This window comes from Sphingobium sp. FG11, assembly GCF_057809915.1.
On sequence record NZ_JBMDKW010000001.1, the window covers coordinates 69494 to 93174 of the forward strand.

24 protein-coding genes are annotated in these 23681 nt (G+C 64.8%); 15 read left to right on the top strand and 9 right to left on the bottom strand.

The window, feature by feature from the left end; all coding sequences use genetic code 11:
- Nucleotides 1-11: 11 nt before the first annotated feature.
- Genes ACODSN_RS00375 through ACODSN_RS00390 form a run of 4 tightly spaced genes read left to right on the top strand, consistent with a single transcriptional unit; the run spans nucleotide 12 to nucleotide 1767 of the window.
- On the top strand, nucleotides 12-134 hold the full coding sequence (locus ACODSN_RS00375) for an aa3-type cytochrome c oxidase subunit IV (protein ID WP_489052247.1): 123 nt from the start codon (nucleotides 12-14) through the stop codon (nucleotides 132-134).
- A gap of 29 nt (nucleotides 135-163) precedes the next feature.
- Entirely contained in the window at nucleotides 164-397 is a 234-nt protein-coding gene (locus ACODSN_RS00380) for a proton-translocating transhydrogenase family protein (protein ID WP_489052248.1), read from the top strand.
- The gene (locus tag ACODSN_RS00385; RefSeq protein ID WP_489052249.1) at nucleotides 394-1017 is read left to right on the top strand and encodes a hypothetical protein; all 624 of its coding nucleotides are present in this window, start codon (nucleotides 394-396) and stop codon (nucleotides 1015-1017) included. Before ACODSN_RS00380 ends, ACODSN_RS00385 begins: the two co-directional genes overlap by 4 nt.
- 57 nt (nucleotides 1018-1074) lie before the next feature.
- The gene (locus ACODSN_RS00390) at nucleotides 1075-1767 is read left to right on the top strand and encodes an aspartate/glutamate racemase family protein (RefSeq protein ID WP_489052250.1); all 693 of its coding nucleotides are present in this window, start codon (nucleotides 1075-1077) and stop codon (nucleotides 1765-1767) included.
- 10 nt (nucleotides 1768-1777) lie between these two features.
- Here ACODSN_RS00390 and ACODSN_RS00395 read toward each other — a convergent pair whose 3' ends face one another.
- The 7 genes from ACODSN_RS00395 to ACODSN_RS00425 are packed head-to-tail and all read right to left on the bottom strand — an operon-like array spanning nucleotide 1778 to nucleotide 8887.
- A complete protein-coding gene (locus tag ACODSN_RS00395; RefSeq protein ID WP_489052252.1) occupies nucleotides 1778-2767 on the bottom strand; it encodes a type II secretion system F family protein in 990 nt (329 codons plus the stop codon).
- Nucleotides 2768-2784: 17 nt separating this feature from the next.
- Nucleotides 2785-3783, bottom strand: a complete 999-nt coding sequence (locus tag ACODSN_RS00400; protein ID WP_489052254.1) for a type II secretion system F family protein — start codon at nucleotides 3781-3783, stop codon at nucleotides 2785-2787.
- Between the two features lie 52 nt (nucleotides 3784-3835).
- Nucleotides 3836-5125 (bottom strand): CpaE/TadZ family protein, encoded by a 1290-nt coding sequence (locus tag ACODSN_RS00405; protein ID WP_489052256.1) that lies wholly within the window; start codon nucleotides 5123-5125, stop codon nucleotides 3836-3838.
- Between the two features lies 1 nt (nucleotide 5126).
- Nucleotides 5127-5777, bottom strand: coding sequence for a CpaD family pilus assembly protein (locus ACODSN_RS00410; RefSeq protein WP_489052257.1), 651 nt, complete (start codon nucleotides 5775-5777; stop codon nucleotides 5127-5129).
- A gap of 16 nt (nucleotides 5778-5793) precedes the next feature.
- Nucleotides 5794-7350, bottom strand: a complete 1557-nt coding sequence (locus ACODSN_RS00415) for a type II and III secretion system protein family protein (protein WP_489052259.1) — start codon at nucleotides 7348-7350, stop codon at nucleotides 5794-5796.
- Nucleotide 7351: 1 nt separating this feature from the next.
- Nucleotides 7352-8362 (bottom strand): Flp pilus assembly protein CpaB, encoded by a 1011-nt coding sequence (gene cpaB / locus ACODSN_RS00420; RefSeq protein ID WP_489052261.1) that lies wholly within the window; start codon nucleotides 8360-8362, stop codon nucleotides 7352-7354.
- Nucleotides 8363-8413: 51 nt separating this feature from the next.
- Nucleotides 8414-8887 (bottom strand): A24 family peptidase, encoded by a 474-nt coding sequence (locus ACODSN_RS00425; protein WP_489052263.1) that lies wholly within the window; start codon nucleotides 8885-8887, stop codon nucleotides 8414-8416.
- Nucleotides 8888-8929: 42 nt separating this feature from the next.
- Between ACODSN_RS00425 and ACODSN_RS00430 the strand changes: the two genes are divergently transcribed.
- From ACODSN_RS00430 to ACODSN_RS00440, 3 genes are read left to right on the top strand one after another with little or no spacing between them, the layout of a single operon-like run.
- On the top strand, nucleotides 8930-9907 hold the full coding sequence (locus ACODSN_RS00430) for an alpha/beta fold hydrolase (protein ID WP_489052265.1): 978 nt from the start codon (nucleotides 8930-8932) through the stop codon (nucleotides 9905-9907).
- Entirely contained in the window at nucleotides 9904-11007 is a 1104-nt protein-coding gene (locus ACODSN_RS00435) for an NAD(P)/FAD-dependent oxidoreductase (RefSeq protein WP_489052267.1), read from the top strand. Before ACODSN_RS00430 ends, ACODSN_RS00435 begins: the two co-directional genes overlap by 4 nt.
- Before the next feature lie 17 nt (nucleotides 11008-11024).
- Nucleotides 11025-11201 carry a YegP family protein gene (locus tag ACODSN_RS00440; RefSeq protein WP_489052268.1) on the top strand — a complete coding sequence of 59 codons (177 nt, stop codon included), beginning with the start codon at nucleotides 11025-11027 and terminating at the stop codon, nucleotides 11199-11201.
- Nucleotides 11202-11223: 22 nt separating this feature from the next.
- On the opposite strand, the gene trpE is transcribed toward ACODSN_RS00440, so the two are convergent.
- On the bottom strand, nucleotides 11224-12744 hold the full coding sequence (gene trpE / locus ACODSN_RS00445) for an anthranilate synthase component I (protein WP_489052269.1): 1521 nt from the start codon (nucleotides 12742-12744) through the stop codon (nucleotides 11224-11226).
- 10 nt (nucleotides 12745-12754) lie between these two features.
- Complete coding sequence (locus tag ACODSN_RS00450; RefSeq protein ID WP_489052270.1) at nucleotides 12755-14704, bottom strand: peptidylprolyl isomerase; 1950 nt, start codon at nucleotides 14702-14704, stop codon at nucleotides 12755-12757.
- Nucleotides 14705-14850: 146 nt separating this feature from the next.
- Here ACODSN_RS00450 and tpiA point away from each other — a divergent pair, with 146 nt between their 5' ends.
- The 8 genes from tpiA (at nucleotide 14851) to infB (ending at nucleotide 23681) form a co-directional block, all read left to right on the top strand.
- Nucleotides 14851-15591, top strand: coding sequence for a triose-phosphate isomerase (gene tpiA, locus ACODSN_RS00455; protein WP_489052271.1), 741 nt, complete (start codon nucleotides 14851-14853; stop codon nucleotides 15589-15591).
- 92 nt (nucleotides 15592-15683) lie between these two features.
- Nucleotides 15684-16064 (top strand): preprotein translocase subunit SecG, encoded by a 381-nt coding sequence (secG, locus tag ACODSN_RS00460; protein ID WP_489052272.1) that lies wholly within the window; start codon nucleotides 15684-15686, stop codon nucleotides 16062-16064.
- 88 nt (nucleotides 16065-16152) lie between these two features.
- On the top strand, nucleotides 16153-17787 hold the full coding sequence (gene pyrG / locus ACODSN_RS00465; protein ID WP_489052273.1) for a CTP synthase: 1635 nt from the start codon (nucleotides 16153-16155) through the stop codon (nucleotides 17785-17787).
- A gap of 150 nt (nucleotides 17788-17937) precedes the next feature.
- Entirely contained in the window at nucleotides 17938-18462 is a 525-nt protein-coding gene (rimP, locus tag ACODSN_RS00470) for a ribosome maturation protein RimP (protein WP_489052275.1), read from the top strand.
- A gap of 13 nt (nucleotides 18463-18475) precedes the next feature.
- On the top strand, nucleotides 18476-20047 hold the full coding sequence (nusA, locus tag ACODSN_RS00475; RefSeq protein WP_489052277.1) for a transcription termination factor NusA: 1572 nt from the start codon (nucleotides 18476-18478) through the stop codon (nucleotides 20045-20047).
- Between the two features lie 5 nt (nucleotides 20048-20052).
- Nucleotides 20053-20307 carry a tautomerase family protein gene (locus ACODSN_RS00480; RefSeq protein WP_489052278.1) on the top strand — a complete coding sequence of 85 codons (255 nt, stop codon included), beginning with the start codon at nucleotides 20053-20055 and terminating at the stop codon, nucleotides 20305-20307.
- A gap of 63 nt (nucleotides 20308-20370) precedes the next feature.
- On the top strand, nucleotides 20371-21036 hold the full coding sequence (locus ACODSN_RS00485; protein ID WP_489052279.1) for a DUF448 domain-containing protein: 666 nt from the start codon (nucleotides 20371-20373) through the stop codon (nucleotides 21034-21036).
- A gap of 59 nt (nucleotides 21037-21095) precedes the next feature.
- Nucleotides 21096-23681: a translation initiation factor IF-2 gene (infB, locus tag ACODSN_RS00490; protein ID WP_489052281.1), complete on the top strand. Its 2586-nt coding sequence runs from the start codon at nucleotides 21096-21098 to the stop codon at nucleotides 23679-23681.

Genomic DNA, 23681 nt, shown 5'->3' on the forward strand with positions numbered 1-23681 from the left:
GGGGATATGATATGGCGTCCGACGGTAACATGAAGAGCGCGACCCAGACCTATTCGAGCTTCATCTCGGTCATGAAATGGGGCACGATCGCGAGCGTGGCGGTGGCGGCGTTGGTGGTGTTGCTGATTTCCTGATGATCGCGGGCGGGTCTGTGCGCCGGGCGATGTCAGCGACGGTTCGCGTCTCGCCCAAGGCCCGGCTGCCCCTCCTGATATTATGCGGCATGCTGTGCGGGGTCGTCCTGCTCGGCGGGCTGATTGTTCTGGCCGAGGCGGGGCAGGTGGTCGCGCGCTATCTCGGACTGGCCTCGATCTTGTTGGCATCGACCGGCCTTGTCGGCGGTTTCGTGACGCTGGAGCGATTCAGCGGGTCCTTGCCGCAAGAATGCGATGAATGAGTGACGCCGCGCTTGCCTCACCGCTGATCGCCCTATGCTATGGGGTCGCGGGGGTCCTTTTTGTCCTCGCGCTGGTGACCATGGCGATGGCGCCGCGCCTGCTGGCGGGACGCATGGCCATGGCCGGTCTTTTGCTCGCATTTTTGACGACCCTTTGCACGCTCGACGCCCTCAACCTGCCGGAAATGATCGGTACGACGCTATGTGGCGCGGGTCTGGGTTGGTTGATCGCCCGGCGGCGGGCGGATGACGGACTTGTCAGCCTCGCGGTCGGCTTCCAGGGGCTGATCGGCCTCGCGCTTCTGTTTCTGGGCAGCGCCATCGCGCTCGATCCGGATTCGCTGGGCATTGTCCCCGGCGTGATCGGGCAGGTGGAAACGATCTTATGCGCTGGTCTCGGCGCGTTGGGCGCGATCATCGCCGGCTTCGCCTTGCTCAAGGGCATTGCCCCGCTGGCGCCGCTTTCCTTCTGCTCCGGGGCGGGGGCTATGGCGGCCGGCCTGCTGCTTGCCAACTGGGCCATGGTCATGGCTGGCGTACTGGTCATCATGCCCGCGCTGATCGTGATGATGCGCCCGGCGGCAGGAAGGGGCTTGCCCATCGTGCATCCCATCCCCTAACCCGATCCGGGTATCGGGCGAGGCATTTCGCTCTTATGTCAGGGTGAAGCGGGTAAGATGCACAAGCTAGGTTTGATCGGCGGTCTCAGCTGGACCTCCACCGCTCGCTATTATCAGCTCATCAACGAGGCGGTGCACCGCGCCAGAGGCGGACAGCATAGCGCGCCGCTGCTGATCGAAAGCCTCGACTTTGCCGAGATCGGCCGGTCGAGCAGCGAGGCGGACTGGGTCCACGCCGCCGATGTGCTGATCGGTTCGGCCCGGCGGCTGGAACAGGCGGGGGCGAGCGCGATCCTGATCTGCGCCAACAGCATGCATCGCGTCTATGATCTGGTGCAGGGGGCTGTCGCGATCCCGATCATCCACATCGCCGATACGGTTGGCCGCCGAATGAAGGCGGATGGCGTGGAGAAGGCGGCGCTCATCGGCACGCGCAATGTGATGACCGAGAAATTCTATCGCCAGCGGCTGGTGTCGCACGGCATTTCACTGCTGCCCGCCGACCCACAGTTGGCCGAGCGGATCGACCGTATCGTCTATGACGAACTGACAATCGGCAAGATCAGCCGCGAGTCGGAGCGCTATATGAAATCGGAGCTGACCGACATTGCGAAGAAAGATGTGCAGGCCGCGATATTGGCCTGCACCGAACTGGAACTGATCGTCGACATCAAGGCCAATGTCCTGCCGATTTACGATGGCACGTCGATCCATGCGAAGGCCGGGGTTGACGTGATCCTGGGGCAGTAGCCGGTCGTTATCAGAACGCCTTGCTGATCGAGCAGGCCGCCGGACCCAGAATGACCACGAACAGCGTGGGCAGAATGAACAGGATCAGCGGCACCGTCATGATCGCCGGCAGGCGCGCGGCCTTTTCTTCCGCCCGCATCATGCGCTCATGGCGGAATTCCGCGGATAGCACGCGCAGTGCGGACGCCAGCGGCGTACCATATTTTTCGGTCTGGATCATGGTCGTGACCACGCCCTTCACCGCGTCGAGCTTGACGCGGGTAGCCAGATTTTCAAACGCCATGCGCCGTTCGGTCAGGAAGCTGAGTTCGATGGCGGTAAGCTGGAATTCATCGCCCAGCTCGGGATAGGCCTTGCCCAGTTCACGCGCCACGCGATTGAAGGCGGCGTCGACCGTCAGCCCGGCCTCGGCGCAGATGACCAGCAAATCGAGCGCGTCGGGAAGCCCCTTGCGGATGGCGGCGGATCGCTTTTGCAGCTTGTTGTTGATGAAGATATCTGGCGCTTTGTAGGCGAGCAGAAGCGCGATCGCGAATGCCGCGAAACGCTTTCCGCCACCCCAGTCGGGCATCGCGCCCACGCCATACAGCATGATGGCCGCAAAGCCGCCCACAACGATCGGCAGGATCATGCGACCGAAGATGACGGCGACCGCCCAGTCCTTCGAGCGGATGCCGGCCTGCGCCAGGCGAATCTGCGCGTCCTTGAGCTGGTCGTCCTGCAACACTTTGAGGCTGGAGAGGAACGACCGCATATTGTCCGTGGTCTGGTTCTTCTTGACCAGCTTCGCGCGGCGCTTGGCGGTGGATGCGGTGATCCCGGCCTTGAGCTGCTCCCGGCGTTCGTTCAGCGCCTTCACGCGCTTGGCCATCGGATCGCGCACCGTCATGACGGCATAGAGCGCGAACAGCGTCGCAAGCGTCGCCAGCGCGGCCAGCAGCGTGCCGAAATCGGTCGCGGTCAGGCCGAACAAAGTGCCGGTGGGGGTGGGGCCGTCCATGATCTCTGCGCTCCCCGTCAAATTTCGAAATTGATCATTTGGGACATGATGAAGGCGCCGATACCCATCCAGCACATGCCGCCGATACCGATGATCTGCATCAGGCTAAGCCCGAAGGTGCCCGCCGGGTCCGGTGTGTAGAACGAACTCATATAGTTGAAATTGATGTAGCTGATCATGGCGAACACCAGAAAAGGCAGGGCGCCGATAATATAGGCCGACGCTTTGGATTCCGACGACATGGCGCGGATTTTGAGCTTCATCTGCGCGCGCTGACGCAACACCGTGGCGAGGTTGGACAGGGTTTCGGCCAGATTGCCACCCGTTTCCCGCTGGATCGCCAGGGTGATGACAAAGAACTGGAATTCGGCCGTGCCCAGCCGGTCGGCGGTCTCCTGCAAAGCCTGCTCCATCGTCCGGCCGATCTTGATGCGTTCGGTGATGAGCTTGAACTCTTCGCCAAGCGGCCCCGGAACCTCGCTGGAAACGATGCCGAGCGTTTCGGCGATCGGCAATCCGGACCGCAGGCCACGCACCAGCAATTCCAGCGCATCGGGGAACTTGGCGTTGAATTTATTAATCCGTTTGGCGATCATCCGCCCGACCCACCAGTGCGGCAGGCCGAGACCGGCGGCCAGACCGAGCATCACCGCGAACAGCGGCGGGAAACCGCGGATCATGAGCAGCGCGGCGACGCCAAGGACAATGGCGGCGCTGGCCCCCATATATTGGCTGAGCGTCCACTTCTTGCCCGTCATGCGGATGCGTTTGGCCAGATTTTCGGGGTTGGGGATAAGCGACACCAGCATCGTGGCGTCCGCGCCGGTGGCCCGGTTGGAGATCGCCTTGCGCATGCGCGCTTCCAGAAGGGCTTCCGCAGAATCGCTGTGACGGCCCCGGATCAGCGCTATCCGGCGCTTGCGCGCCGCTTCGGGCGAGGGACCGGCGAAGGCCATGTAGATCAGGCCCATAAGAGCCATCACCAGTATCGCCATCAGGATGATCTTGCCGTCCATAAATCCGCCCGTCCGCTGGGGAAATCACGCCGCCTTGTGGCGGCGCGCCCGGTCAATCTTCCAGTGCGCTGGCCTTGCGCCGCGAAGGGATCATTCCCCTGAAGTCGCCGATCTTGCCAAGCAGCGAGTCGCTTTTCTTACGTGCGACCTTTGCGCCTCCGGCAGAATTCTCGTCCACGCTCACACCGGCCACGGCTTCAAACAGCGTGGTGCAGGCCGCACCGACCTTGCTGCCCTTGGCGGTTTCCGCCAGCGTCTTGCCCAGTTTCGCCGCCTGAGCGGCGATGCGGAGGTCGAACGGAATGACGACATCGACCTTGCGTTCGATCGACTGTTCGAAATCCTTGCGCGTGATTTCGGGCGCGCCGGGATGCACCCGGTTGGCGACCACCAGCACGCGCGATTGCGGGGCGTGCGTTTTCAGCCAGGACAGGATGCGGATCGAATCGCGCGCCGCAGCCAGGGTCAGTTCCGTCACGACCAGTGTCACATCGACGTCGTTCGCGAGGTGCGGGTGCTGGACCAGCATATTGCGCGGCAGATCGATGACGCTGCATTCGAATGCGGCGCGAAATTCCTCCAGCAGCTGATAGAATGCGCCACCGTCGGTCAGTATCGGCTGGCTGATCGGCGCTTCGGCGGACAGGATCGCCAGCGTATCGCTCGCCCGCACCATCGCGCGCTCGATGAACAGGCCGTCGATGCGGCTGGGATTTTCGATCGCGTCGGTCAGGCCACGACCCGGCTCCAGGTCCATCGCCAGCGCGTTGGTGCCGAAATGGACGTCGAGGTCGAGCAGCGCCGTGGCGCGCTTTTTCTTTTCGCTCATCATCCAGGCAAGCGATGTTGCGATGCTGGATGCGCCGGTGCCGCCGCGCGTGCCGATGACAGCTACGGTCATATGCGGCCGTTCCGGTGCGGCGTCGCGCGGTGCCAGAAACACGGCCTGCGCCTGCGTCAGCGCATCGCGGACCTGATCGGCGCCGAAGGGCTTGAGCAGATAATCCTGAATGCCGCTCGCGACGAGATCGCGATACAGACGCACGTCATTGACCTGCCCGGCGGCGATCACCACCGTCCCCGGCTCGCACACTTCGGCAAGGCTGTTGATGTCGTTCAGCGGATCGCCGCTTTCGGACATATCGACGAACAAAATCTGCGGGCTTGCGGTGATCGACAGGCTTTGGACGGCATTGCGCATGCCGCCCTTGTTCACCTTTTCAGGCGCCCAGCCGAGATCGGCCGCCACCGAGCGCAGCACATCGAAGCTGTGATCGTCGCAGACGAAGGCATGGAAGGGATCACGCGGTCCGGCATGGCCAGGCTTCCAGGGAGCGTTCATCTCACTTGCCTCCTTCGATTGTCTTGAGGTCGCCGGACCCGGTCGGCGTCTTGTCCCGGTAAGTGGCGATCGCGCGGTTCGACGTGGCGGTGCGCAGCTCGCTGTCACTGGTCTGGCCGCGCACGAGATCTTCGGGGTTGGCGACCATGGCGGCGAGATTGCTGTTCACGCCGCAGCCGAAATTGGACGAAGTGCCAAGCTCCGGATCGGTCTCGCTCTTCGTGCTCCAGTCGGGGCAGCCGGGCACCTTGGCGCTCGCACGGCGAACGATCAGGCGGACGGCGCCGTCAGGTGCAGCGCCGGCCGCCGCCGAACTGTCCTCTCCCACGAGCAGCCCGTGCCGCGCCACCAGATCGGCGATGCCATCGCGCAGGCCGGAGCTATATGTGCCGCTGTCGGTCACGATCGCGATCTGGTCGCCATAGGACAGGTTGATGGAGGCGAACCAGTCGTTGAGCCGCCGGGCTTCGTAAGACGGCAGATTGCCGTCGCGGCCCGACATCACGTCGAATGTGTAGGATGTGTAGCTCACCACCGGCTGGTGGATCGATTCCACGCTGCGATTGACGCTGGTCTCGCAGGCCGCGAGCGGCAACGCCAGAAGGGCGAGCGCACCGATGCGAAGAGTGGTCATGCCGGACATAGAAATCATCTCTTTCGTCCTTCGGTCAGAAGCTGAAGCCGGGGGCGGCGCCGCCCGACTTGCTGGAGCGCTTGCCTTCGTCGCGCACGGCGACGGGCGGCAGCGCTGCGGAAGCCTGCGGCCCGTTCGATATGGGAACTGGCGAACCCGGCGCGCGCGTCGGCTTTTCACCCTGTTTGCCGCTGACGCCATCGGACCCCTGCTGAAGCAACAGGCCCTGGCCGATATCGGCGTTGCGGAACCCGTCGGTCGGCAGGCGCACGTCCGAAGCATTCATCGGCTTCACCAGATAGGGGGTGACGACGATGACCAGTTCGGTCTCGTTGCGCTGGAAAGACCGCGACTTGAACAGGCTGCCTAGGATCGGGATGTTGCCGATGCCCGGCACCTTGCTGATCGCGTTGCTGCTGTCGTTGCTGAGCAGACCGGCGATCATGAACGCCTGACCGGAACCCAATTCGACCGTGGTTTCGGCCGTGCGGCTCTTGAGCGCAGGAACGGTCGCGCTGACCGTGAAGTCGAGGCTGGACACGGTCGGACGAACCCGCAGCGAAATGCGGCCGTCGGCCAGCACGGTCGGCGTAAACGCGAGTTGCACGCCATATTGCTTGAATTCGATGCTGTTACCCGACGAAGGACCGTTGTTGACCGTGTACGGATATTCGCCGCCTGCCAAGAAGCTGGCCGTTTCGCCTGACAATGAGGTCAGGTTGGGTTGAGCGAGTGATGTTGCAAGGCCGCTATTCTCGGCGAGATCGAGCGCGCCTGCGACATCCATACCAAACAGCTTGGCCAGAAAGCCGACGGTCGTGGAACTGTCGTTCGGCTGATTGAAAGTGACCGAGCGCGTGATGTCACCCGGTAAGCCAGGTACACCGCCATTGTCGGTGATAGCGCCGCGGGTGGAGCGCCCCAAATAGCCGGAAAAGCTGCCGGAACCCGTGCCCAGCCCGGTGACATTTGTGCCAATCTTGTGAACCAGATCGCGCGATACCTCGGCGATCTTGACCTGCAACATCACCTGCAATGGCGTCGCCATCAACAGACGGCTGACCACGGTCACATCCTTGCCGACGAAGGCCTGCGTCAGACGCTCGGCTTCGGCAGCGTCCTCGGGCGCCTTGATCGTGCCGGTCAGCAGGACCATGCCGTTCATCTTGTTGACCGCGATGTTCGCGCCAGGCATCGCCAGCCGCAGCATATCATCGATGCTGGTCAGGTTGTTGCCGACGCGAACCGTGCCGGAAAACAGCACCTTGCCATTGGTCGCCGTCGCGAACACGGTGGTTTCACCGGGCTTTTTGGCGATCAGGTAGAGCTGGTTCTGCGAGCGGACATGAACGTCGACCACATCGGGATTGCCGATCACCACGTCCGACATTTTCGCGGACAGGTTGATGACCCGGCTGCCGCCGACCGACATCAGGATCGCATTGTCCTGCGTGGAGGATGGGGCGGCGTTGAGCGCCGTTGTGGGTATCGCGGTCAGCGCCATGGCCAGGCTTAGTGCAATCGCCGGACCGACGATCGACTTGGCCTTGCGTTGGGCCGGGCGCCGGGCGAATGTGTGGATGGTCTTCATCTCATTTCCCCCCGACCGAAACTTCGGTCACGTTGGTGCCGCGAGCGATGCGGATGACTGGTCCCCTGGGCGGGGCCGCGCCGACGATCGGGCCATTGGGACCCATCATCGGGGGCATGGCCGCGTCCGGCTTGGCGGGGACGGAACTGCGCTGGTAACGCGACACGTCCGCGCCGGTGGAGAAGGTTGACCCACGATCCACGGGCCGCGAAGCCAGCTTGGCGATGATCGACTTTTCCGCCTTGGGATCGCTGCCGTCGGGCAGCGGCACGTCGCTTCCAGCGATCGCGGCATCCAGATCGGACGCCGTATCGGCGATGGACCGCAGCGACAGCGACAGCGAGCCGACCGTCTGAGCGACCGCGATCTTTTCGGCGATCTTGGGCGTCACTTCGATGGTGACGTTGGAATAGGTCTGCACGACGGGTTTGCCGTCCGGCCCCATCGCATCGGTGCGCTGGTCGGTCGCCAGAACGCGCAGGTTGCGCAGGATGGTTTCGGACACTTTAAGAGGAGAGCCGTCGCCGCCGCCCGTCACGCTCTGCGTCAGGACGAGGTCGACACGGTCGCCGGGAAAGACGAAGCCCGCGACCGAGCTTTGCGCGGACACGGGCACCGTCACGGCTCGCATGCCGGGGCCAAGCGCCGCCGCCAGGAAGCCACGGTCGCCCGGCTTGATGACCGATCCTTGCGTCACCGGCTGACCGGCGGAGATCGCATTGCGCACGACGCTGCCGGCGAGCTTGCTGGGATCGGCCTGACCCTTGAGATAATAGGCCTGTTCGATCAGGTCCTTGGGCCAGGGCTGGAAGCGGAAGCTTTCCGCGTCAAGGATGGTGCCGACCGGCAGCGCCTTGGTCGCGACCAGCACATGCGGCTGATCGGCATCCGGCATCGCCGCGGCGCTTACTTGCGGCGTGCTCGAAGAACTGAGCATGCTGCGCGCCAGCAGAGCTGTAGTGATCGCTATGATAAGCGCCCCCACCAACAGCACGATTTTCTTTGCATCCATGACGAAATTCGCCTCCCTCAAGCGGGTACAGTGCCCCCTAGCACCCACTCATCACGCAAAATGGTTAAAATAACGTTCGCCAAGCAGCCACAGGGCCGCCAGGGAAATAGCCACTCCATACGGAATCTCGGGCTGACCCAGCCTTTTGGTCAGGCGGTGGTGGATTACGGTGACGATGGTGACGACGCCGCCAAGCACCGCCATCAGCACCAGCAGCGACACAACCGCCTGCCACGGGAACCAGAGAGCGAGAGCGCCAAGCAGTTTTACGTCGCCGCCCCCCATCCATCCGAGCGCGAACAGGCCCGCGAACAGGCCGAGTATCACAAGCCCGGTCAGGATTTGCGCCGCGATGCCGGGCCAGAGCGGCAAGCCACAGGCAAGCCACCAAAGCGGCGCAAGCAGCGCGATCACGATATTCAGCCGGTTCGATATGATCCGCGACCGCAGATCGGTGACCGCCGCGATTATCAGCAGCGCGACAAGAACGCTCATCAGCGCCAGCTTGAAATATTCCGCGATCATGGGGATTGGGGTCTAGACCATATGACTTACCAAAGCGTAACCATGCCGCGCATGGATTCGCCCGCGTCCTTTTCCCCGACTTTCGCCGCATCTGTTTTCGACCGGCGAGCCTGGCCGATGGGAGGGCGGCTCGACTATTGGCTGGCGGGCGATGGCTGGCCGCTGCGCCGCTACACGCTCGGATCGGGCGCGCGGGGGCGGATGCTCATTCTGGGCGGTCGTGGCGACATGATCGAAAAATATCTGGAAGTCATCCATCATTGGGCGGAACGGGGCTGGGCGGTGACGAGCTTCGACTGGCGGGGGCAGGGCGGCTCCGGACGGCTGACCGACGATCCGCTCACCGGCCATATCGCGGATTTCGGCCAGTGGATCGGGGATCTGAACGCCTTCGTCGCGGACTGGCGAGCGGCCGGGGATGGTCCCACCGCGATCGTGGCGCACAGCATGGGCGGACATCTGCTGCTGCGGGCGCTCGCCGAAGGGATGGTCGCGCCGGATGCCGCCGTCACGGTCGCGCCGATGCTCGGGCTGCATACGGCCCCAATGCCGCGCTGGGTCGCGGTGGCGCTGGCCGGGCTTATGTGCCGGCTTGGCTTTGCCGCTCGAAGGGCCTGGACCCAGAATGAAACGTCTGAGCGCCAGAGGGCGCTGCGCCAGAAACGCCTGACCCACGACCCCGAACGCTATGCGGATGAACTATGGTGGCGGGACCATAGCCGTGAGGTGGCCCTTGGGCCTCCCAGCTGGACCTGGGTCGCGCAGGCGCTCGATTCGACGCACGCGCTGGAGGCCGGTGGCGGCCTGAGGCGGATCGCAACCCCGTTGCTCGTGCTGGCGACGCGGGCGGACCAACTGGTCTCGACCGCTGCCATCGAGCGGATGGTCCGGCACATTCCCGATGCGCGCCTGCACCTTTATGGCAAGGAAGCGGCGCACGAATTATTGCGCGAACTCGATCCGGTTCGTCTCAACGCCTTGGCGCGCATCGACGCCTTTCTGGACGATGTTGCGCCTTGAGGCCCGATATCGTCATCATCGGTGGCGGCATAGCGGGGGCGAGTCTTGGCGCGATGCTGGCTCAGGATGCGAAGGTGATGATCCTCGAAATGGAGGACAGCGCTGGCTATCACGCCACCGGGCGCTCGGTCGCCTTCTGGGAAGAAACCTATGGCGGTCCGGCCATCCAGCCACTGACGAGCGCCTCGGAAAAAATGCTGTCCTCGCCTGATCCGGCTTTTTCCGAGCGCGGCTTCCTGTCGCCGCGCCGGACCCTGCATATCGGGCGCGACGATGATCGCCCTGCCTGTGAGCGGCTGTTGCGGGATTATGCGGGCAAGGTCGATCTGCTGCCGGTCTCGCCGCGCCAGATCGTGCCGGGATTGCGCCCCGCATGGACGATCGGGCTGCTGGAGCCAAGCTGTCAGGATATCGATGTCCATGCCTTGCATCAGGCCTGCCTGCGCGGCATCCGCCTGCTGGGCGGAGAGATCAGGCTGGCGACCATGCTCCATCGCGCGCGCGGCGGTGCGGATGGCTGGCGTCTCGAAACCAGCGGCGGGACGATCGAATGCGGCCTGATCGTCAATGCCGCCGGGGCCTGGGCGGATGGCGTTGCCCGGTCATGCGGCGTCGAACCCATCGGCATCCGGCCGCTACGCCGCACGGTGGTCCAGTTGCGCGTGCCGTCCATGCCGACGCCCGATCTGCCGCTCGTCATGGATCTCGCCGGTGGCTTTTACTTCAAGCCCGCGGGGGAGGGGCGCATCTGGCTGACCCCACATGACGAAGCGCCCGCCGAGCCGGGCGATGCCGCGCCGGAGGAACTGGCCGTGGCCGAGGCGATCGAGCGGTTCGGCACAGTGGTTGATTGGCCGATCGCGGCGATAGAACATAAATGGGCGGGCCTCCGCAGCTTCGCGCCCGATCGCGCGCCCGTTTATGGATACGATCCGGTCGTACCCGGCTTTTTCTGGTTCGCGGGGCAAGGCGGCTTCGGCATCCAGACGGCCCCCGCCGCCGCGATGCTGGCATCCGGCCTGATGACAGGGACCGCACGTACGCCGGCGATTGCCAGCCTCGACGCCGCGCTCTATTCTCCGGCGCGGTTTCTGACGTGACGGCAAGGAGCATGACCATGGCGCACAAGTTCGTGATCGAAAAGAACAAGGCCGGCGAGTTCGTCGCCAAGTTCAAATATAACAGCGAAACGATCTTCTGGACGGAGGGCTATGCCAGCAAGGCTGGCGCCCGGAACGCCATCGATTCGGTGCTGAAGAACGGCCCCGGCGCGCCGGTGGAGGAAGCGGAGTAAATCCGCCTATCGCAGCGTCCCCTTATTGACCGAAGCGGGCGCTGCGGGCCAGTTCGACGGCTTCGTGGGCGGCGGCGAGCAGGGCGCGGCTCTTTGCCTCGCATTCGCGCTGTTCATATTCGGCCGTCGAATCGGCGACGATGCCCGCGCCCGCCTGCACATGCATGACCCCATCCTTGAGGACGGCGGTGCGCAGGACGATGCAGCTGTCCATATTGCCGTCCGGCCCGAAATAGCCGACGCCGCCCGCATAGGCGCCGCGCGTTTCCGGTTCCAGTTCGGCGATGATCTCGCACGCCCGCACCTTGGGCGCTCCCGATACCGTGCCTGCGGGGAAGCCCGCGAACAGCGCGTCGAGCGCATCCTTGTCCGGCGACAGGCGACCGACGACGTTGGACACCATGTGCATGACATGGCTGTAAAATTCGATGCCATAGCTGTCGGTCACGGTCACGCTGCCCGCCGTGGCGACGCGGCCGACATCGTTGCGGCCCAGGTCGAGCAGCATCAGATGTTCGGCGCGCTCCTTGGGATCGACCAGCAGGCTCTCGCGATGGGCGGCATCCTCGACCGCATTCCTGCCGCGCGGACGGGTGCCGGCGATCGGCCGGATCGTCACTTCGCCATCCCGTGCGCGGACCAGAATTTCCGGGCTGGACCCGATCAGCGCGAAGCCGGGCAGGTCGAGATAATAGAGGAAGGGCGAAGGATTGATGCGGCGCAGCGCGCGGTACAGCGCGATCGGCGGCAGGGTGAAGGGGCTGGTGAACCGCTGGGCGAGGACGACCTGAAAAATATCCCCGGCGACGATATAGTCCTTCGCGCGCTCCACCATCGCGGCGTAGCGGCCTGGCTCCAGCATGGGTGTAACCGCGATGTCGGCGATCTCGGCCGGGAGTTCCTGCGCCGGGATCGGGGCGGCGAGCCGCGCTGCGGTGGCGTCGATCCGCTCCAGCGCCTCGTCGATGGCCCGCTCGATCCCCGCTTCGCTCGTATCGAAGCTGCCCTTCCACACCGGCGCGACGAGGAACAGCGCATCGGCAAGCCGGTCGAAAACGAGGATGACGGTCGGCCGCACGAACAGCATGTCGGGCAGCGCGATCGGATTGGGAGCAGGGCGCGGCAGTTTTTCGACTAGCCCGACCGTCTCATAGCCGAAATAGCCCACCAGACACGCCAAGGCGGGAGGAAGCGCGGGGTCGAGGTGAGCGCTGCATTCGGCAACGAGCGCGCGCAACGCATCCAGAGGGGGGCGTCGCTCGGCCACGAAGGCGTCGCGATCCGTCGCCCACTGGCGATTGATCTCCGCGCTCGTTCCGGCGGCACGAAAGACGAGGTCGGGGGCAAGGCCGATCAGGCTGTAACGGCCGCGCACCGCGCCGCCCTCCACCGACTCCAGCAGGAAGTCGCCCCGATCCGGCTCGAACAGCTTGAGCGCGGCGGAAATGGGGGTATCGGTGTCGGCGATCTGCCGCCGCCAGATGAGCGCCGAACGGCCCTCGCCCAGCGCGGCCCGCGCAGTCACCAGCTCATCGCCTCCCATCTGCGGCTCCTTATTGCGCAGGATTGCCGGTCGCGCCGAGCGCGCGTTCCACGTCCGACAGCGCGCTCGCCCGGCGCGTGACGCCAAGCTGCTTTTCGATGGCGCGCTCGAACTGCTGGCCATATTCCTGACCGACCACCTCGCCCAGCTGATCGCGCACCTGGCCGAGCAGGGCAGGCTGGCCACCGGCATCGCCGCGCTTGATGGCGTTGAGCTGGACAACGAACGTGCCGCGATCCTGCCCGATCGGCAGGGTCTTGACCGTGTTGGGCGCCATGGCGAAGAGGATCGCGACTTCGGCGGGCGGACGCTTGTCGCCGCGCATGATGTCGGCCCGGCGACCGCCGACCATTTGCGGCGCGGGCAGGCGCACCCCGGCGGCGGCGATGGCGTCGGCCAGCTTCGCGCCCTTGGCCACCTTGGCCCGGATCTGCTCGGCCAGCGCCTTGGCTTTTTCATTGCCAAGGTTGAGTTTATACTGGGCGATGACCAGCGGCTTCACCTTCGCGAGCGGCGGTGGCGCGGCGGCGATGATGTCCCCCGGCGCGGCCAGCGCGTAGCGCTTGTCCGCCACGATCGGCAGCAACTGCGCGTCGTCATCCGCGCTCATCGAAAAGACGGGGCCGAGCAGCGGCCGGATGTCGGGCGATGCCTCATAGGCCGGATTTTCCACCTGCTTGCCGTTCGCCACCAGCGCCGGAGTGGTTTCCAGCTTCAGGCCATTATCCTTCACCACCTCGTCGAACGTGCCGCCATTGGCGATCTGGTCCTCGATCTTGCCGGTAAAGTCGGTGAGCAACTGCTTTTGCTTCTGGGTGCGAAGGGCCTCCACAATCTCGCCACGCACCGCGTCCAGCGATCGCGCGGGCGTGCCCTTGATCGCCGTGACGCGCAGCACCACCCAGCCGAGCGAACCGCGAACCGGCCCGACCGGCTCACCCTGCTTCGCGGTGAAGGCGGCGGTCGCGACAGCGGCGGAAGCAGCCGTGGTCAGCGCCTCACGACTCTGGTCGGCGAAGGTCGCGACGGCGAGGCCCGCACCCTGCGCGGCGGCGGCGAGGCTCTTTCCGCCCTTTACCTGATCGGCGACGGCCTTGGCGGCGGTCTGCGTCGGCAGCACCAGCTGTTCGATGCTGCGGCTTTCCTTCGCGGCGTACCGCGCCTTGTTCTGATTATAATAGGCCGCGATCTCCGCGTCGGTCGGCTGCGCGGCCTGCGCGAAACGTTCGGCGTCGATCACCGCATAGCGAATCTTGCGCTGTTCGGGGATGGTGAAACGCGCGGCGTTGCGCTGATAAAAGTCCGCGAGCTGAGCGTCGGTAGGATCCTTGCCGTCGACGAACGCCATGGCCGGGATCGCGGCGATCATGCCTTGACGCGCTTCGAGCAGCAGGGACGCATAGGGCAGCACCAGACTATTGTTCAGCTTCACGCCGACCGCGACCGGCCCAAGCATCTGCTTGGCGAGAATCTCGCGCGCGATATCGTCGCGCAGGGCCTGTTCGGTGATGCGTTCGCGCAGCAGTAACTGACGAAACAGGTCCTGGCTGAAATTGCCCGCCGCATCCTGAAACGCCGGGATCTGCGCGATCTGCGCATCGACCAGCCGCTTGCTGATATGGACGCCCTGATCCTTGGCATATTGTTTGAGCGTCAGCGATGCGACCATCTGGTCAAGAACTTCGCGGGCGCCGCCCTGGGCCAGGAAATCGCCGATCTGCATGCCGGGATTGGCCTTGCGCGCATTTTCGAACACGCGCTGCACCCGGTCCTGAAATTCCGCTGAGGAAAGCCGCGCGCCGCCGGCTTTCGCCACCGTGTCGCCGCCGCCGATCGATGCGCCGAACTTGCCGCTGCTAATATCCCCGGCGATGAATGCGAACGCGATCACCCCCAGGAAGAGCAGGGCGGCGAAGGCACCATATTTGGATCTGACGAAGCGGCGAAAGACTGAAAGCATGAAACGTCCGAACCTGCGGAGATGTGGCGGCACGCTTTAGGCGGGGATCGGCGCGGCGGCAAGTGCGCCATGACGCGCGATCTGGACAAATAGGTTCGGGCCGTCCATCGCGCGGGCAGATGAGTGGCAACAGGGATGGACGGGCAATGAGCAGGCGCAAGCTGGTGGTCGGTAACTGGAAGATGAACGGGATCCGCGCGCATCTGGCCGAAGTGGAGGCGATCGGCCGGGTCGCGGCGGCGCATCCGGCGGTAGAGGTCGGGCTTTGCCTGCCGGCGACGCTGATCCTCGCGGCGACGCAATCCAGCGGCGGCGCGTTCATCGGCGGTCAGGATTGCCATATGAACGAAACCGGCGCGCACACCGGCTGCCTGTCGGCGCGGATGCTCGCCGAAGCGGGCGCGCAATGGGTCATCGTCGGCCATAGCGAGCGGCGGCAGGATCAGGGCGAAACCGACGCCCATATCGCGGCCAAGGCGCTGGCGGCCAGGGCAGCGGGCCTCAAGGTGATCCTGTGCATTGGCGAAAGTCTGGACGTGCGCGATACCGGCAATGCCGAAGCGGTGGTGTCGGCGCAGTTGCTCGCATCGCTGCCGCAGGGCGCGGCGGCGGACTGGCTGGCGATCGCCTATGAACCGATCTGGGCGATCGGCACCGGCCGTATTCCGACCATGGAGGCGGTGGCGCAGATGCACGCCGCGTTGCGCGCGGCGCTGGCCAGCCGGATCGGCGCGGAGGCGGACAAGATGCGGATTCTCTACGGGGGGTCGATGAACGGCGACAATGCCGCCGAGCTGATGGCGATCGGCGATGTCGATGGCGGGCTGGTCGGCGGCGCGAGCCTGACCGCCGCAAAGTTCGAGCCGGTGATCGCCGCGGCGGGCTGATTTTCGGCGGGATGGGCCGGGCAGGTTGAACCGCTGGCCCATCCCCGCTATGTGCCCGCCATCACTTCATTGTCCCGGACCCGACCGACCCCATGTTCACCTTCCTCCTCGTCGTGCAGGCCATCATTGCCGCCTGCCTCGTCACCGTCATTCTGATGCAGCGTTCGGAAGGTGGCGGTCTGGGCGTGGGTGGCAGTCCGGCGGGCCTGATGTCGGCGCGCGGCGCGGCGGATTTCCTGACGCGCTCGACCACGGTGCTGGCGACGATTTTCGTCACCCTGTCGGTCGCGCTGGCGGTGATCGCCTCGACCCGCCATGCGCCGAGCACGATCGACACGTCGCTGGTGAAGCCCGTGACCACCGCTCCGGCTGGGCCGCAGCCCGCGCCCGGCAGCGTCGATCCGCTGGCCGGCGCGGCCAGCTCGGTCGGCAATGGCGCGGCGTCCAACGGCGCGGTTCCGCTCGCCAACTAAGTTTTCGTCGCATCCGGCGATATTTTTACGGGCGTGCGGATTCGCGCGCTTGCCCTACTCGTTTGTATAAGGCTAAGCCTCACCCCCCATGGCGCGGTATATTTTCATCACCGGCGGCGTGGTCTCCTCGCTTGGCAAAGGCCTTATGGCCGCCTCTCTTGCAGCCTTGCTGCAAGCGCGTGGATATCGCGTGCGAATCCGGAAGTTCGATCCCTATCTCAACGTCGATCCGGGCACGATGTCGCCCTATCAGCATGGCGAAGTCTATGTAACCGACGACGGCGCGGAAACCGATCTCGACCTTGGCCATTATGAGCGCTTTACCGGCGTGTCGGCGCGCCAGTCGGATAATGTGACGCAGGGGCGCGTTTACCAGACGATCATCACCAAGGAACGGCGCGGCGACTATCTCGGCGCGACGGTGCAGGTGATCCCGCACGTCACCGACGAGATCAAGGCGTTCGCCACCGCCGACACCGACGACCTCGATTTCGTGCTGTGCGAAATCGGCGGCACGGTCGGCGATATCGAATCGCTGCCCTTCATGGAGGCGATCCGCCAGCTCCATAACGATCTCGATCGCGGCCAGTCGATCTTCGTCCATGTGACGCTGGTGCCCTATATCGCGGCGGCAGGCGAGCTGAAGACCAAGCCGACCCAGCATAGCGTGCGGGAACTGACATCGCTCGGCATCCAGCCCGATATCCTGCTGTGCCGCTGCGAAAAGCCGCTGCCCGACAGCGAGCGGCGCAAGATCGCGCTGTTCTGCAATGTCCGCCCCGAAGCGGTGATCCCGGCGCTCGACGCCCGCAGCATCTATGCGGTTCCGGCGCAATATCATGCCGAAGGGCTGGATATCGAAGTGTTGCGCGCCTTCGGCATCGAGGGTGCGCCAAGCCCTACGCTGGATCGCTGGGCCGATATCATGGATCGCCAGCAGAATCCGGAAGGCGAAGTGACGATCGGCGTAGTCGGCAAATATGTCGGCCTGCCGGACGCTTACAAGTCGCTGCACGAGGCGCTGACCCATGGCGGCTTCGCCAACCGGGTGAAGGTCAATGTGAAGTGGCTCGACGCCGAACTGTTCGAGGATGAGGGCGAGGATATCGCCTCCCGGCTGGAACCGATGCACGGCATCCTCGTACCGGGCGGGTTCGGCGTGCGCGGTTCGGAGGGCAAGATCGCCAGCGTCCGATTCGCGCGTGAACGTGGCGTGCCCTTCTTCGGCATTTGCCTGGGCATGCAGATGGCCTGCATCGAAGGTGCGCGGAACACGGCGGGCATTGCCCAAGCCTCCACCACCGAATTTGGCGAGACGTCCGAGCCGGTCGTCGGCCTCATCACCGAATGGATGAGCGCGGAAGGTTTGCAGAAGCGCACCGCGGAAACCGACCTTGGCGGCACGATGCGGCTCGGCGCCTATCCGGCGAAGCTCGACGGCAACAGCGTCGTGGCGGGCATCTATGGCGCGGGCGACATCAGCGAGCGGCACCGCCATCGCTATGAGGTCAATGCCGGCTATCGCGAGCCACTGGAAAAGGGCGGCCTGATCTTCTCGGGCATGTCGCCCGACGGCATGCTGCCCGAAATCGTCGAGCGGCCCGATCATCCCTGGTTCGTCGGCGTCCAGTTCCACCCGGAACTCAAGTCCAAACCGTTCGACCCGCACCCGCTCTTCGCGAGTTTCATCGAGGCGGCGGTAAAGCAGAGCCGGCTGGTCTAGGAAACGGGCGGGGGCCGCGCCGCACGAATAATCTTGCAGACGGCGTGCTTGCCGCCTATAGCGCCCTTGCTTCCTTACATCGTCAAACATGTCAGGGTCGCGGGCCAACAGCTCGCGGCGGCGACGAGCAGTTATTGGCCGGAGACATGCATGGCGGACATCGCCGAACTGACAGCGTTGATCGAACCCGAGGTAAAGGCTTTGGGCTTTGATCTCGTGCGCGTGAAGCTGTTCGGGTCGGGCGACGAACGCACCTTGCAGATCATGGCCGAGCGGCGCGAGACGCGGCAGCTCGTGATCGAAGATTGCATGACGATTTCGCGCCGGCTGTCGGATCTGTTCGATGAGGTCGATCCGATCGAGGAAGCCTATCGGCTGGAGGTCAGTTCGCCCGGCATCGACCGGCCGCTCACCCGCATTCACGACTTCGTCGAATGGGGCGGGTTCGAAGCGCGGATCACCGTGACCGAGGCGATCGGCGGGCGCAAGACCTTCAAGGGCGTGCTCGGCGGGGTCGAGGGCGAGGATATCCAGTTCAAGGATACGAAGGTGGGCGATGTCGTCATCCCGTTCGCACTGATCGAGGGCGCAAAGCTGGTGCTGACCGACGCGCTCATTTCTGCTACCATGCCGCTGTCTTCCGAAGGCGCGGACGAAATCGAAACCGAAGGATAAGGGTTTACAACTCATGGCCAACGCCATTTCCGCCAACAGGGCCGAACTGATCGCGATCGCCAACAGCGTCGCATCGGAAAAGATGATCGACAAGGCGATCGTCATCGAGGCGATGGAGGACGCGATCCAGCGCGCGGCCCGTGCCCGCTACGGCGCCGAAAACGACATCCGCGCCAAGCTCGATCCGGACAGCGGCGACCTGCGCTTGTGGCGCGTCGTGGAAGTGGTCGATACGGTCGAGGATTATTTCAAGCAGGTCGACGTCAAGGCGGCGCAAAAGCTGCAAAAGGGCGCCGTCGTCGGCGACTTTATCGTCGATCCGCTGCCCGCCATCGATCTGGGCCGCATCGACGCCCAGTCGGCCAAGCAGGTGATCTTCCAGAAGGTCCGCGATGCCGAACGCGAGCGCCAGCATGAGGAATTCAAGGACCGCGTGGGCGAGATCATCACCGGCGTCGTCAAGTCGGTCGAATTCGGCCATGTCGTCGTCAATCTCGGCCGGGCCGAAGGCGTCATCCGCCGCGACCAGCAGATTCCACGCGAAGTCGTCCGCGTCGGCGACCGCATTCGCTCGGTCATCCTCAATGTGCGCCGCGAAAATCGCGGGCCGCAGATTTTCCTCAGCCGCGCGCATCCCGAATTCATGAAGAAGCTGTTCGCGCAGGAAGTCCCCGAAATCTATGATGGCGTCATCACCATCATGGCCGCTGCCCGTGATCCGGGGTCGCGCGCGAAAATCGGCGTCATCAGCCGGGATGGCAGCATCGATCCGGTCGGCGCCTGCGTCGGCATGAAGGGCAGTCGCGTGCAGGCCGTCGTGCAGGAAATGCAGGGCGAAAAGATCGACATCATCCCCTGGTCCGAAGATACGGCGACCTTCGTCGTCAACGCGCTTCAGCCCGCTCAGGTCAGCCGCGTCGTCATCGATGAGGAAGAGGAGCGGATCGAAGTCGTCGTTCCCGACGACCAGCTCAGCCTCGCCATCGGCCGTCGCGGCCAGAATGTCCGTCTCGCCAGTCAGCTGACCGGCAAGGCGATCGACATCATGACCGAAGCCGACGCCAGCGAGAAGCGCCAGAAGGAATTCGTCACCCGCTCCGAACTGTTCCAGAGCGAACTGGACGTGGACGAAACGCTGTCGCAGCTGCTGGTCGCCGAAGGCTTTGGCGAGCTGGAAGAGGTCGCCTATGTCAGCATCGACGAGCTGGCCTCGATCGAAGGCTTTGACGACGATCTCGCCGCCGAATTGCAGAACCGCGCGCAGGAAGCGCTCGATCGCCGGGAAGCCGCCGCGCGCGAAGAGCGTCAGGCGATGGGCGTCGAAGATGCGCTGGCGGAAATTCCGCATCTGACCGAAGCGATGCTGGTGACGCTGGGCAAGGCGGGCATCAAGACGCTGGACGATCTGGCCGATCTCGCCACCGACGAACTGGTGCAGAAGAAGCGCGTCGACCAGCGCCGCCGCAAGACCGAAGCGACCGAGGACAAGGGCGGGGTGCTCGCCGCCTATGGCCTGTCGGACGAGCAGGGCAATGAGATCATCATGGCCGCCCGCGCGCATTGGTTCGAGGACGAGGAAGCCTGATCCCCATGCCGTTCGTCGATATCCGTCTGGCTGGCACCGCCACGCGCAAGCAGAAAGCCGCGCTGGTCGCCGACGTCACCCGGTCGCTCATGGAGCGGCTCGGGAAGCCGGCGGCTGCGGTGCAGGTCACCATTACGGAAGTGTCGACGGAAAATTACGGTGCTGGCGGTCAGTTGCTCGCCGATCGCGCGCCTGCCCCCCATCCAGGGCCAGACCTCCAGCCAAGGGAGGACGCCAATGCTGCGGTCTCTCCCCAATGAGAGGTTAGGCGCTCTCGACAGCTTCGGGGTTGCATGGTCGTCCGTTAACGCGGAGGGACAGGCATGACCGAACGCAAATGCATATTGACCGGCGACCGGGCCGACCCGGACATGCTGGTCCGGCTGGCGGTGGGACCCGAGGGACAGGTGCTGCCCGATATCCGCGCCAAGGCGCCGGGGCGCGGCGCGTGGATCGGCGTCACACGCGCCGAACTCGAAACCGCGCTGGCCAAGGGCAAGCTCAAAGGGGCGCTCGCCCGTTCGTTCAAGACGGGCGACCTGCATCTTCCCGATGGACTGGCCGACCTGATCGAAACGGGCTTGCGCAAGGCGCTGCTCGACCGGCTGGGGCTGGAGGCGAAGGCGTCCATGCTGCTCACCGGATCGGAAAAGATCGAGGTGGCGTGCCGCAAGGGCATCGTCCATCTGCTGCTGCACGCGGGCGATGCGGCGGCGGACGGCAATCGTAAATTGGATCAGGCGCTGCGTGTCGGACAGGAAGCGGAGGGCACGGATCTGGCCGGCCTCGTCTTGCCTGTGGACCGCGACGCCCTATCTATGGCAATGGGGCGCGATAATGTCGTCCATATCGCGGTGACCGACTCGCGCGCGGCAATGCGTCTGCGCGCGGCCCTGGGCCGTTTGGAAAGCTATCTGGGTTGCGCTACCGAGGCGCCCGTGCAGGGGGAGCAGGACTCCGCCGATGCGCCGGGCGCCAAGGTTGCATGAAATGATGCGTCGGCGGACATGCCGGCCGGTGATGCAAGTGAAGGGTTAAGTTCAGTCGTATGAGTGACAGCAAGGAAGACAAGCCGGTTCTGGGTCGCAAGCCGCTGGGCATCAAGCGGACCGTGGAATCCGGTCAGGTGCAGCAGCAGTTCAGCCATGGCCGCAAGAATACGGTCGTGGTCGAGGTGAAGCGGCGCCGCATCCTGGGCAAGCCCGGCGAAGCGCCAGCCGTCGCGCCCCAGCCCGATCCGACGCCCGCGCCCGTCGCCGCCGCGCCCGTACCCGCCGCGCCGCCGCCGCGCGCGCAGCAGCCGGCCCCCCGGCCGACGTCCGCGCCCCAGTCCAGCCTGATGTCGCGTCAGGAATTGCAGGCCAAGCTGCTGCGCGAGGCCGAAGAGTCGCGCATGAACGCGCTCGAAGACGCGCGTCGTCGCGAGGATGCGGCGCGTCTGGCCGCCACCGAGGATGAAAAGCGCCGCAGCGAGGAAGCTCGTCAGGCCGCGGAAAATCCGCCTGCCGAAAATGCGAAGGTCGAGAGCGCGCCCGCAGCCGTAGAAGCGCCAGCCGCTCCTGTCGCGCCCGAGGCTGTTGCGGCTCCCGCTGCTCCTGTGGTCGAGGAGGCTGCCGCTCCGGAGGCGGCACCGACGACCGCATCCACCACGCCGCCGCCGCGCCGCTTCACGCCCGTAGCGCCGATCAAGCGGCCCGAGCCACCCAAGACCGATCGCGCCAAGCGTGGCGAAGATAATCGCCGCCAGGCCGGCAAGCTGACCGTGACGAAGGCGCTCGCCGACGACGACAGCGCCCGCGCCCGCAGCCTCGCCGCGCTCAAGCGTGCGCGTGAAAAGGAACGCCGCGCCCATTTCGCGGGCGGCGCGCAGCAACGTGAGAAGCAGGTGCGCGACGTCGTCGTGCCGGAAAGCATCACGGTGCAGGAACTCGCCAACCGTATGGCCGAAAAGGGCGCGGATCTGGTCAAGTCGCTGTTCAAGATGGGCACTGCGGTCACGCTTAACCAGCCGATCGATCAGGATACCGCCGAACTGCTGGTCGAGGAATTCGGCCACCGCATCCAGCGCGTGTCCGAAGCCGATGTCGAAGCTGGGATTGAGGGCGATGTCGATGCGCCCGAAACGCTCAAGCATCGTGCGCCCGTGGTCACGATCATGGGCCATGTCGATCATGGCAAGACCAGCCTGCTCGACGCGCTGCGCGGCACCGATGTCGTGGCCGGCGAGAGCGGTGGCATCACCCAGCATATCGGCGCCTATCAGGTGACGACCAAGAATGGCGATGTCATCACCTTCCTCGATACGCCGGGCCATGAAGCGTTTTCGGAAATGCGCGCGCGTGGCGCGAACGTCACCGATATCGTCATCCTCGTGGTGGCGGCCGATGACGGCCTGATGCCGCAGACGATCGAGGCGATCCGCCATACCAAGGCGGCCGGTGTGCCGATGATCGTGGCGATCAACAAGGTCGACAAGCCCGAAGCCAATCCGCAGAAGGTGCGCGAGCGCCTGCTGAGCGAGGAGATCGTGGTCGAGGATATGGGCGGCGACGTGCAGGATGTCGAAGTATCCGCGCTCAAGAAGACGGGTCTGGACGAGCTGATCGAAAAGATCCTGTTGCAGGCCGAAGTCATGGAATTGTCGGCCAATCCCGATCGCCCCGCCGAAGGCAATGTGATCGAAGCGCAGCTCGACCGGGGCCGTGGCGCGGTCGCGACCGTGCTGGTCCGCAAGGGTACGCTCAAGGTTGGCGACACCTTCGTCATCGGTGCGGAAAGCGGCAAGGTGCGCGCGCTCGTCAACGACAAGGGCCAGAATATCAAGGTCGCGGGTCCTTCGACCCCGGTCGAGATCCTTGGCCTGTCGGGCGTGCCGATGGCCGGCGATCAGCTGAGCGTGGTGGAAAATGAGGCGAGAGCGCGCGAAGTCGCATCCTATCGTCAGGAACAGGCGACCAAGAAGCGGACGACCAACGCGCCGACCAGCTTTGAACATATGTTCTCGGCGCTGAACACGACGATGATCGAGTATCCGGTGGTCATCAAGGGCGACGTCCAAGGGTCGGTCGAGGCGATCGTCAATTCGCTCAACCGCATCTCCACCGACGAGATCAAGGTGCGCATCCTGCATTCGGGCGTCGGCGCGATCACCGAGAGCGATGTGACGCTGGCCGCCGCCAGCCGTGCGCCGCTGATCGGCTTCAACGTGCGTCCCAATGCCAAGGCGCGTCCGCTCGCCGAGCGGGACAAGGTGTCGTTGCGCTATTATGACGTGATCTACGACCTGATCGAGGAAGTCCGCAACGAAATGGCGGGCCAGCTCGCGCCGGAGCGGATCGAAACCATCGTCGGCCGCGCCGAAGTGTTGCAGGTTTTCCCGGCCGGCAAGAAGGACAAGGCCGCCGGTCTGCTCGTCAAGGAAGGCATTATCCGCAAGGGGCTCAACGCGCGCCTCACCCGCGACGATGTCATCGTGTCCAAGACCGTCATCCATTCGCTGCGGCGCTTCAAGGACGATGTGTCCGAAGTCCGCGCGGGCATGGAATGCGGCGCGGTGCTTCAGGATACTAACGACATCAAGGCGGGCGATACGCTGGAACTGTTCGAGGTCGAAGAGCGCGTGCGGACGCTGTGA

What these genes read in the sequence shown, in the direction of transcription:
- ACODSN_RS00450 (WP_489052270.1), bottom strand. Translation starts at nt 14,704, where the DNA reads ATGCTTTCAGTCTTTCGCCGCTTCGTCAGATCCAAATATGGTGCCTTC.
- ACODSN_RS00425 (WP_489052263.1), bottom strand. Translation starts at nt 8,887, where the DNA reads ATGATCGCGGAATATTTCAAGCTGGCGCTGATGAGCGTTCTTGTCGCG.
- ACODSN_RS00395 (WP_489052252.1), bottom strand. Translation starts at nt 2,767, where the DNA reads ATGGACGGCCCCACCCCCACCGGCACTTTGTTCGGCCTGACCGCGACC.
- rimP (WP_489052275.1), top strand. Translation starts at nt 17,938, where the DNA reads ATGGCGGACATCGCCGAACTGACAGCGTTGATCGAACCCGAGGTAAAG.
- ACODSN_RS00390 (WP_489052250.1), top strand. Translation starts at nt 1,075, where the DNA reads ATGCACAAGCTAGGTTTGATCGGCGGTCTCAGCTGGACCTCCACCGCT.
- ACODSN_RS00400 (WP_489052254.1), bottom strand. Translation starts at nt 3,783, where the DNA reads ATGGACGGCAAGATCATCCTGATGGCGATACTGGTGATGGCTCTTATG.
- ACODSN_RS00430 (WP_489052265.1), top strand. Translation starts at nt 8,930, where the DNA reads ATGCCGCGCATGGATTCGCCCGCGTCCTTTTCCCCGACTTTCGCCGCA.
- ACODSN_RS00485 (WP_489052279.1), top strand. Translation starts at nt 20,371, where the DNA reads ATGACCGAACGCAAATGCATATTGACCGGCGACCGGGCCGACCCGGAC.
- ACODSN_RS00440 (WP_489052268.1), top strand. Translation starts at nt 11,025, where the DNA reads ATGGCGCACAAGTTCGTGATCGAAAAGAACAAGGCCGGCGAGTTCGTC.
- trpE (WP_489052269.1), bottom strand. Translation starts at nt 12,744, where the DNA reads ATGGGAGGCGATGAGCTGGTGACTGCGCGGGCCGCGCTGGGCGAGGGC.
- nusA (WP_489052277.1), top strand. Translation starts at nt 18,476, where the DNA reads ATGGCCAACGCCATTTCCGCCAACAGGGCCGAACTGATCGCGATCGCC.
- ACODSN_RS00415 (WP_489052259.1), bottom strand. Translation starts at nt 7,350, where the DNA reads ATGAAGACCATCCACACATTCGCCCGGCGCCCGGCCCAACGCAAGGCC.
- ACODSN_RS00480 (WP_489052278.1), top strand. Translation starts at nt 20,053, where the DNA reads ATGCCGTTCGTCGATATCCGTCTGGCTGGCACCGCCACGCGCAAGCAG.
- pyrG (WP_489052273.1), top strand. Translation starts at nt 16,153, where the DNA reads ATGGCGCGGTATATTTTCATCACCGGCGGCGTGGTCTCCTCGCTTGGC.
- ACODSN_RS00410 (WP_489052257.1), bottom strand. Translation starts at nt 5,777, where the DNA reads ATGATTTCTATGTCCGGCATGACCACTCTTCGCATCGGTGCGCTCGCC.
- ACODSN_RS00385 (WP_489052249.1), top strand. Translation starts at nt 394, where the DNA reads ATGAGTGACGCCGCGCTTGCCTCACCGCTGATCGCCCTATGCTATGGG.
- secG (WP_489052272.1), top strand. Translation starts at nt 15,684, where the DNA reads ATGTTCACCTTCCTCCTCGTCGTGCAGGCCATCATTGCCGCCTGCCTC.
- tpiA (WP_489052271.1), top strand. Translation starts at nt 14,851, where the DNA reads ATGAGCAGGCGCAAGCTGGTGGTCGGTAACTGGAAGATGAACGGGATC.
- ACODSN_RS00375 (WP_489052247.1), top strand. Translation starts at nt 12, where the DNA reads ATGGCGTCCGACGGTAACATGAAGAGCGCGACCCAGACCTATTCGAGC.
- infB (WP_489052281.1), top strand. Translation starts at nt 21,096, where the DNA reads ATGAGTGACAGCAAGGAAGACAAGCCGGTTCTGGGTCGCAAGCCGCTG.
- ACODSN_RS00405 (WP_489052256.1), bottom strand. Translation starts at nt 5,125, where the DNA reads ATGAACGCTCCCTGGAAGCCTGGCCATGCCGGACCGCGTGATCCCTTC.
- cpaB (WP_489052261.1), bottom strand. Translation starts at nt 8,362, where the DNA reads ATGGATGCAAAGAAAATCGTGCTGTTGGTGGGGGCGCTTATCATAGCG.
- ACODSN_RS00380 (WP_489052248.1), top strand. Translation starts at nt 164, where the DNA reads ATGTCAGCGACGGTTCGCGTCTCGCCCAAGGCCCGGCTGCCCCTCCTG.